The organism is Phaeobacter sp. SYSU ZJ3003, assembly GCF_041300735.1.
GTDB lineage: Bacteria > Pseudomonadota > Alphaproteobacteria > Rhodobacterales > Rhodobacteraceae > Phycobacter > Phycobacter gallaeciensis_A.
Window position 1 is genome coordinate 1 of record NZ_PXNU01000139.1, and the last position, 1,220, is coordinate 1,220.

The window sequence follows — 1,220 nt, forward strand, 5'->3', positions numbered from 1 at the left end:
CGCCGCAGCATAACTGCGCCCAAAAGAGGGGCCCACGCGGCCTGAACAAAACTTTGCAACAGAGCCCTCCAAAGAAGGTCGCCGAGGCGCTGAACGTCGAAGGCATTCCCGGCCCACAAGGAGGTCAATGGGGTGCGTCGACTATCCACGGCAACCGAGAACGCGGCACCGGTATCCTTAACAACGAACTCTACATCGGCCGCCAGATCTGGAACCGGCTGCGGTATGTAAAAGATCCCCAATCGGGTAAACGGGTTTCCCGCCTGAACCCGGAGCGTGATTGGGTGATCACCGAAGTCCCCGACTTGCGCATCATCGAAGATGCCCTCTGGGTAAAGGTCCGGGCCCGGCAGGGAGCGCTGAAGTCGAAGGGGACGGGCATTCCGGTATGGGATCGGCGCCGGCCGAGGACCTTGTTTTCAGGCTTGATGGAATGCGGCTGCTGCGGGTCCGGGTTTTCCAAGGTACAGAAGGACTCATTTGGCTGCTCGGCGGCCCGGAACAAAGGCAAGGCTATTTGCACCAACAAACACCTGATTAAGCAAAGAGACCTGGAAGCCAAGGTTCTCGATGCCCTGGCCCATCACCTCATGGATCCTGAGGCGGTCGCGGCCTTCTGTGAGGCGTACACCGCGGAACGGAATCGTCTCGCGGCAGCGGCGACCTCGACCCGAACGACACTGGAGAAAGAACTCGCCACGACCAAGCGCGATCACGCCAAGCTGGTGGACGCGATCATCGCCGGAGTTCCACCGGACCAGGTGAAGGACAAGATGATCACCCTCGACACCCGCCGGAAGGAGCTGGAAGCGCAACTGGCCCAGGTCGACGCCTCCCCTGCCCCGGTCCGGCTGCACCCGAAGGTGTCCGAGACCTACCGAGAGCGGGTCGCTGCGCTGATCCGGGGCCTCGCCGAGATCGATGGCATGGAAGAAGCGCGAGAGGCGATCCGGGGTCTGATCGAGAAGATCGTGCTGACCCCGCGCGGGGACGGCCCGGGCCTGACGGTGGACCTGCACGGCGCATTGGCGAGCCTACTGCTCCTGGCGACGGGTGCTCCAACCCATCAGGTGGCCCGAATGGCTTCAGGAGGCCAAAACGCCAAGAACCCCGCAGAAGCGGATCTTCAAGGCGTTGATAGGATTGATAAATTAGTGTTGGTTGCGGGAGCAGGATTTGAACCTGCGACCTTCAGGTTATGAGCCTGACGAGCTACCGGG

At 61.7% G+C, this 1,220-nt stretch carries 1 protein-coding gene; it reads left to right on the top strand.

Annotation, left to right across the window (positions count from 1 at the left end):
* A partial coding sequence (locus C6W91_RS21090; protein ID WP_370571603.1) for a recombinase family protein occupies positions 1–1,202 on the top strand: 1,202 nt, incomplete at its 5' end.
* Between the last annotated feature and the right edge of the window lie 18 nt (positions 1,203–1,220).